Source organism: Streptomyces sp. NPDC054841 (assembly GCF_053611045.1).
Genome location: NZ_JBSGZO010000430.1, coordinates 1 through 7,296 on the forward strand (window position 1 = coordinate 1; position 7,296 = coordinate 7,296).

A 7,296-nucleotide genomic window follows, 5' to 3' on the forward strand; every position below is an offset into this window, starting at 1 on the left:
GAACACCGACACCGCCTCCAAGGCGACCTCCTCCGGCATCACGACGGCGGGCCCCGCGCTGCGGGGCCCGGGAACCGAGCGCCACGGACGAGGCCCGGGACGACGGCCCGGACGCCGGATCAGGCGCCATCTCCCCACCAGCCCCTGGCTGTTCGCAGCCCCCGGGCTGCTCGTGGCCGGCGCCTTCAGCCTGTACCCGTTCCTCTCCACACTTTCCAACTCCTTCACCGACCGCAGGACCCTGATCCCCGGTCAGTTCGTGGGTCTGGCCAACTTCCAGGAGATGCTCGACGACGAGATGTTCTGGATCGGGCTGCGCAACAGCACGCTGTACGTCGCCGGAGTCGTCCCCGCCCTCGTGGTCCTGCCGCTGCTGCTGGCGCTGCTCGTGCAGAAACAGATCCCCGGCATCACCTTCTTCCGCTCGGCCTTCTACACCCCCGTCGTCGCCTCCATCGTGGTCGTCGGCCTGATCTGGGTGTGGATGCTGGATGAACGGGGTCTCGTCAACGCGGTGCTGGAGGCGGTGGGAGCCGGAAAGGTCGGCTTCCTCAGCGACCAGTGGCTGCTCCTGCTGAGCGCCATGACGGTCACGGTCTGGAAGGGCCTCGGCTACTACATGATCATTTATCTGGCCGCGCTGGCGAACGTCCCGCGCGAGCTGCACGAGGCCGCCTCCGTGGACGGCGCGGGCGCGGTTCGACGGTTCCTCACCGTCACCCTTCCCGCGCTCCGCTCCACGATGGTGCTGGTCGCCGCGCTCTCCTCGGTCGCCGCCTTCAAGGTCTTCTCCGAGGTCTATCTGATGGCGGGACCCGGCGGCGGCCCCGCCGGCGAGGACACCACCCTCGTGATGCTCGTCCAGCGCACCGGCACGGGCCTCACCGGCCGGGTCGGCTACGCCTCCGCGATCTCGGTGGTCGTCTTCGTCGTCACCGTCGCGCTGATGCTGCTGGTGCTGCGCGCCGACCGGAAGGAGGACTCGTGAGCATCACCGGCACGGTGAAGGGCGCGAAGCCCGTGCGCAGGAGCCGGATCACGGACGAGAACGGACGGCGGATGCCCGGCTGGGAGATCGTGCTGCGCTACGCACTGCTCCTCGCCGTGTTCGCACTGACCGTGGGACCGTTCCTGTGGCAGCTGTCCACGTCCCTCAAGGGGCCGCACGAGGACATCTTCAGCTCCCCTCCGGCATTCCTGCCCGCCGATCCCACCCTGGGCAACTACACGCGCGTCGCCGAGACCATCCCGGTATGGGACTACGCGCTGAACTCGCTCAAGGTGGCCGTCGCCAGCGTCCTGACCAACTGCGTCGGCGCGGCGCTGGCGGGCTATGCCCTCGCACGGCTGCGCTACCGCGGGCGCCGGGCTGCCACACTCGCGTTCATCCTGGCGATGCTCGTGCCCGTCGAGGGCATCATCATCGCCCAGTTCACGACCATGCGTGACCTCGGCCTGAACAACACCCTCGTCGGTGTGCTGCTGCCCGGCTGCATCGCCGCACTGAACGTCCTGTTGATGCGCAACGCCTTCCTCCATCTCCCGTACGAGGTCGAGGAAGCCGCGTACGTCGACGGCGCCAACGCCTGGCAGCGGTTCGTACGGATCGCGCTGCCCTCGGTCAAGGGCACCCTCGCGGTCGTCGCGATCTTCGCCTTCATGGGCGCCTGGGACGACTTCCTCTGGCCGCTGATCGTCCTCAGCGACCCGCAGAAGTTCACCCTGACCATCGGTCTGAACTATCTGCACGGCACCTTCGCCAACGACGAACGGCTCGTCGCCGCGGGCACGGTCATCGCCGTGCTGCCGCTGATCGTTCTCTTCGCCTGTCTGCAGCGGTACTTCTTCCGGGGCGTCGGCGAAGGCGCGGTCAAGGGCTGACCCCCAACAGCAAGGACCTTCTCTGCTCATGACTCCAGCTGTGCGCTTCGGCGCCAACTACACCCCCAGCCAGGGCTGGTTCCACCACTGGCTCGACTTCGACCTCGACACCGTTCGGGCCGACCTGGACTCGGTCGCCGCCCTCGGCCTCGACCACATCCGGGTCTTCCCGATCTGGCCGGTCTTCCAGCCCAACCGCACCCTGATCCGCCCGCGCGCCGTCGAACAGCTCGTGGACCTGGCCGACGCCGCCGCCGAACGGGGCCTGGACGTCAACGTCGACGGACTGCAGGGGCACTTGTCGAGCTTCGACTTCCTGCCCTCATGGACGCAGACCTGGCACCGCCGCAGCATCTTCACCGACCGGGACGTCATGTCCGGCCAGGCCGAGTATCTGCGTACCCTCGCCGCGGCGCTCGCCGACCGGCCGAACTTCATCGGCATGACCATCGGCAACGAGGTCAACCAGTTCGCGTCCGGGCCGCACCCGGACCCGGACCGCATCACACCAGGGCAGGCGGCACACTGGCTGAGCCGGCTGCTGGACGCCTGCGAGGAGGGCGCGCCCGGAAAGCTCCATCTGCACGCCGAGTACGACGCGGCCTGGTACCAGGACGACCAGCCGTTCACCCCCGCGCACGCCGCCCGCCTGGGTGCCGTCACCGCCGTGCACTCCTGGGTCTTCAACGGCACCGCCCAGCGCCACGGCCGTACGGGAACGGCGACCGAGCACCACGCCGCGTATCTGATCGAGCTGTCCAAGGCATGGGCGGACGACCCGCACCGCCCGGTCTGGCTCCAGGAGGTGGGCGCCCCGGCGCCCCTGGTCCCCGCCGAGCACGCGGACACCTTCACCGAGGCCACCGTGATCAACGCGCTGGACTGCGAGGACGTGTGGGGCGTCACCTGGTGGTGCTCGCACGACGTGCCGCGCTCGCTGGCCGACTTCCCCGAACTCGAATACAGCCTGGGCCTGCTGACCAGCGAGAGGCAGATCAAGCCGGCCGGCAAGGCGATCGCCCGCATCGTCGGGGAGCGGCGCGCCCGCCCCTGTCGTCCGGCTCCCCGTACCACCGCGCTCGTCGTGGACGCGGGCGACGAGGTCACCGCCCCGCGGCGCTCGGTGTGCGCGCCCGGCGGCCCCGTCTTCGAGGCGTTCGCCCGGCTCACCGCCGACGGTGTCCGCCCCACGACCGTTCTCGCCGCCCGCGCCGGCGACAAGGAGCACCTCGCCGCGCGCGGCATCACCGAAGTCGTCACCCCCGGTCAGGTCACCTCGTGACCGCAAGCACCGTAGGGCCTGTCTTTCGGATCTTGCCGCTCGGTCCGCCCCCCAACGATACGGAGCACACAGTGAACCTCAGCCGACGCACCGTCCTGCTCGCCGGAGCCGCCACGGTGCTCACCCCCGCGCTGCCGGGCACCGCGGCCGCGGCCGCCCGGGACCTCCAGCCGTACGCCTCCTACTGGTACCCGGACTCGCTTCCCTCCGGCACCCCCGGCACCGGCATCACCTGGCGCAGCCTCAAGGCATGGCGCGCCGAGGACGACACGGACCTGCCGTTCAACGCGGCCTCCGTGCCGCTCGCCGCCCGGTTCACACCGGCGCCGGCGAACACGACGGCCCGCACCGGCCAGGCGCGGATCCAGTCCCTCGTCTCGTTCGGTCCCACAGCCGGCAACCCTTCGCAGGGCGCGGCGACCGCCGACTACTACGCACTCACCCACTGGGCGTACGTCGACGAACTCGTCTTCTGGGGCGGCTCGTCGGGCGAGGGCCTGATCCTCGCGCCGAACGCGCCCGTCGTGGACGCGGCCCACCGCCACGGGGTGCCCGTCCTCGGCAATGTCTTCCTGCCGCCCGTCGCCTTCGGCGGCCAACTGCAGTGGACCCGTGACCTGGTGCAGAAGGACTCCAAGGGGCACTACCCGCTGGCCGCCCAACTGGTCGCGGTCGCGGCCGCGTACGGCTTCGACGGGTGGTTCGTCAACGCCGAGACCGGAGGGGGCAACGCAGCCCTCGCCACCAACATGCTCGGCTTCCTGAAGGAGCTCAAGGCACTCGGCGCGGCCAAGGGGCAGCGTGTCACCTGGTACGACTCGATGACCGTGAACGGCTCGGTGAGCTGGCAGGGTGCGCTGAACAACAAGAACAAGCCGTTCTTCGCGGCCGCCGACTCGATGTTCGTCGATTTCCGCTGGACGCCGGGCAGCCTGGATTCGTCCGCGCGGCAGGCCGCGCAGCTCGGCCGCAGCCGCTACGAGTTGTGGGCGGGCGTCGACGTCGAGGCGAAGGGCACGAACGCGTCCGTGAACTGGGACGCCATCGTGCCGGCCGACAAGACGCATATCACCTCCATCGGCTTCTACCGGCCCGAGTGGACCCGCAATCACCTGCCCGCGGGCCGCACACCCGGTGACTTCCACGCCGCCGACGACCAGTTCTGGACGGGCTCGTCCCTCGACCCTTCCCGGCCGGACCTGAACAGCGGCTGGCGCGCGCCGGCGGTCTCCGTCGCCGACCGCTCGACCGTCGCTTCCGTCCCCTTCGCGACCGTCTTCAACACCGGTCACGGCCTGAAGTGGTACGAGTACGGCAAGGTCAGCTCCGACGCCGCCTGGAACCATCTCGGCCTCCAGGACCGGCTGCCCTCCCGCCGCTGGGTCGTGCGGACGACTGGTCAACGCCCCTCCGTGACCTTCGACTTCGCGGACGCGTGGCGCGGCGGCAGCAGCCTCCTGGTCGACGGCGCCCTCGACGCGCCCACCACACTGGACCTGTACGCGACCCGGCTGCCGCTCGGCCCGGACACGGTCGTCGAGCTGACCCATCGCGCCGACGCGGGCCGGGCGAAGGTCGAGCTGGCCGTCGCGACCGCCGAGCCGGGCGCACCGGGGGAGTCGCCCGCGTACACCCACTTCCCGGTGGGCTCGGGTGACGGCTGGGTCACCTCCACCGTGCGGCTGACGGGCCTGTCGGGCACCGTGCGGGCGCTGGGCGTCCGGCTCACCGCGAACAGCGGTCCCGTCCGGTGGCGGCTCGGGCGGCTCGCGGTCCGGGACGCGAAGGTCTGTCCTGCCGCCCCCGCCGACCTGCGGATCACCGACGCCGCCGGAGGCGGCCTGCGCTTCGCGTGGCGGGGCGCCCCCGGCGGCGTACGCCACTACGAACTGCACCGGATCCTCGCCGACGGCACACGCCGCTTCCTCGGCGGAACCTGCCAGACCGCGTACTACGCCGGTGGTCTCACCGCCGAGCAGGGCGAGACGGCCGCGCGGTTCGAACTACGCGCGGTCGGGGAGCTGTTCACGGTGTCGAAAGCCATCACCACCACCCACACCTGGTAGTCGGCCCCCTCTACCCTTACGGAGCACATCCTCATGCATGACGACCGCAACCTGGTCGAAGCCCGCCTCAAGCGCGTCCTCGACGAGCGCATCCGCCCTGCCGTGTACTCGGAGTCCGTGCCGCTCGAGGTCGCGGTGTGGAACGCGCCGGGCGAGCCCGTAACGGTCGCCGAAGGGCTGGCGGCCGAACCGTCCCCGATCGCGGTCGGCGCCCCGTGGGGCGCGCCATGGGGAACCAGCTGGTTCCGTGTCACCGGGACCGTCCCGGCGGAGTGGGCCGGGAGGACCGTCGAGGCGGTCCTCGACCTCGGCTTCGACGAGAACATGCCCGGCTTCCAGTGCGAAGGCCTCGTCCACCGCCCCGACGGCTCCCCGGTGAAGGGCCTCAACCCGCGCAACCAGTGGGTGCGCATCGGGGCGCCCGTCGCGGGCGGCGAAGAGGTGCGGCTGCACATCGAGGCCGCGTCCAACCCGGTCATCCTCGACTACCACCCCTTCCTGCCGACGCAGCTGGGCGACAAGGAGACCGCGGGCACCGACCCGCAGTACAAGCTCACCCGCATGGACCTCGCCGTGTTCGAGGAGACCGTGTGGCAGCTGGTCATGGACCTCGAAGTGCTCGGCGAGCTGATGCAGGAGCTGCCGGTCGACTCCGCCCGCCGCTGGGAGATCCTGCGCGCCGTCGACCGGGCGCTGGATGCCGTCGACCTGCAGGACGTCAAGGGAACGGCCGCCGCCGCACGGACCTGTCTGGAAGAGGTGCTGGCCACCCCGGCCCAGCCTTCGGCGCACCGCATCAGCGCCGTCGGTCACGCGCACATCGACTCCGCGTGGCTGTGGCCGCTGCGGGAGACGGTGCGCAAGGTCGCCCGTACGACCTCGAACATGACGGCGCTGCTGGAGGACGAGCCCGACTTCGTCTTCGCGATGTCGCAGGCGCAGCAGTGGGCCTGGATCAAGGACCACCGGCCCGAGGTGTGGGCGAAGGTGAAGAAGGCCGTCGCCGACGGACGGTTCGTACCGGCGGGCGGCATGTGGGTCGAGTCGGACACGAACATGCCGGGTTCGGAGGCGATGGCCCGTCAGTTCGTCCACGGCAAACGGTTCTTCCTGGAGGAGTTCGGCGTCGAGAACGACGAGGCGTGGCTGCCGGACACCTTCGGGTTCGCGGCCGGCCTGCCGCAGATCATCAAGGCGGCGGGCTCCAAGTGGCTGCTCACCCAGAAGATCTCGTGGTCGCAGACGAACAAGTTCCCGCACCACACCTTCCAGTGGGAGGGCATCGACGGGACGCGGATCTTCACCCACTTCCCGCCCGTCGACACCTACAACTGCTCCATGAAGGGCAGCGAGATCGCGCACGCCGCGCGGAACTTCAAGGACAAGGGTGTCGCCCGGCATTCGCTCGCGCCCACCGGCTGGGGCGACGGAGGCGGCGGCACGACCCGCGAGATGGTCGCCAAGGCCGCCCGGATGCGGGACCTGGAGGGCTCGGCGACCGTCGTCTGGGAGACCCCGGCGGACTTCTTCACCAAGGCGGAGGCCGAATACCCGAATCCGCCGGTGTGGGTCGGCGAGCTCTACCTGGAGCTGCACCGCGCCACCCTCACCAGCCAGGCGAAGACCAAGCAGGGCAACCGGCGCTCCGAGCATCTGCTGCGTGAGGCCGAGCTGTGGGCGGCGACGGCCGCGGTACGGGCCGGATTCCCCTACCCGTACGAGCAGCTGGACCGGATCTGGAAGACGGTGCTGCTGCACCAGTTCCACGACATCCTGCCCGGCTCGTCCATCGCCTGGGTGCACCGCGAGGCCGAGAAGACCTACGCGGCCGTGGCCGAGGAGCTGAACGGCATCGTCGACGCCGCCCAGCGGGCCCTCGCCGGCGACGGCACGGCCGAGCTGGTCTTCAACTCGGCGCCGCACACCCGGCACGGGATCGCGGCCGGCGGTGCCGCGCAGGTGGTCCCCACCGGCGCGTCGTATCTGCGCCCGCGTGAAGGCGGCGGGTACACCCTCGACAACGGTCTGCTCCGGGTGGAGATCGACGAGCGCGGTCTGGTCGTCTCC

General features: G+C 70.5%; 5 protein-coding genes. All 5 read left to right on the top strand.

All coding sequences use genetic code 11. The features are described from left to right. Window positions 1-58 precede the first annotated feature (58 nt). Complete coding sequence (locus tag ACWGI8_RS35550; protein ID WP_453667387.1) at window positions 59-988, top strand: carbohydrate ABC transporter permease; 930 nt, start codon at window positions 59-61, stop codon at window positions 986-988. A gap of 71 nt (window positions 989-1,059) precedes the next feature. Then, window positions 1,060-1,881 carry a carbohydrate ABC transporter permease gene (locus ACWGI8_RS35555; protein WP_453667389.1) on the top strand — a complete coding sequence of 274 codons (822 nt, stop codon included), beginning with the start codon at window positions 1,060-1,062 and terminating at the stop codon, window positions 1,879-1,881. A gap of 28 nt (window positions 1,882-1,909) precedes the next feature. Beyond that, window positions 1,910-3,163 carry a glycoside hydrolase 5 family protein gene (locus ACWGI8_RS35560; protein WP_453667381.1) on the top strand — a complete coding sequence of 418 codons (1,254 nt, stop codon included), beginning with the start codon at window positions 1,910-1,912 and terminating at the stop codon, window positions 3,161-3,163. Between the two features lie 71 nt (window positions 3,164-3,234). Further along, window positions 3,235-5,229, top strand: a complete 1,995-nt coding sequence (locus tag ACWGI8_RS35565) for an endo-beta-N-acetylglucosaminidase (protein ID WP_453667383.1) — start codon at window positions 3,235-3,237, stop codon at window positions 5,227-5,229. A gap of 33 nt (window positions 5,230-5,262) precedes the next feature. Further along, window positions 5,263-7,296, top strand: a 2,034-nt coding sequence (locus tag ACWGI8_RS35570) for an alpha-mannosidase (RefSeq protein ID WP_453667385.1), incomplete at its 3' end; no start/stop codon positions are given.

Bases quoted from the DNA above. Each gene is read 5' to 3' on its own strand.
- ACWGI8_RS35555 (WP_453667389.1), top strand. From the start codon at position 1,060: ATGCCCGGCTGGGAGATCGTGCTGCGCTACGCACTGCTCCTCGCCGTG.
- ACWGI8_RS35560 (WP_453667381.1), top strand. From the start codon at position 1,910: ATGACTCCAGCTGTGCGCTTCGGCGCCAACTACACCCCCAGCCAGGGC.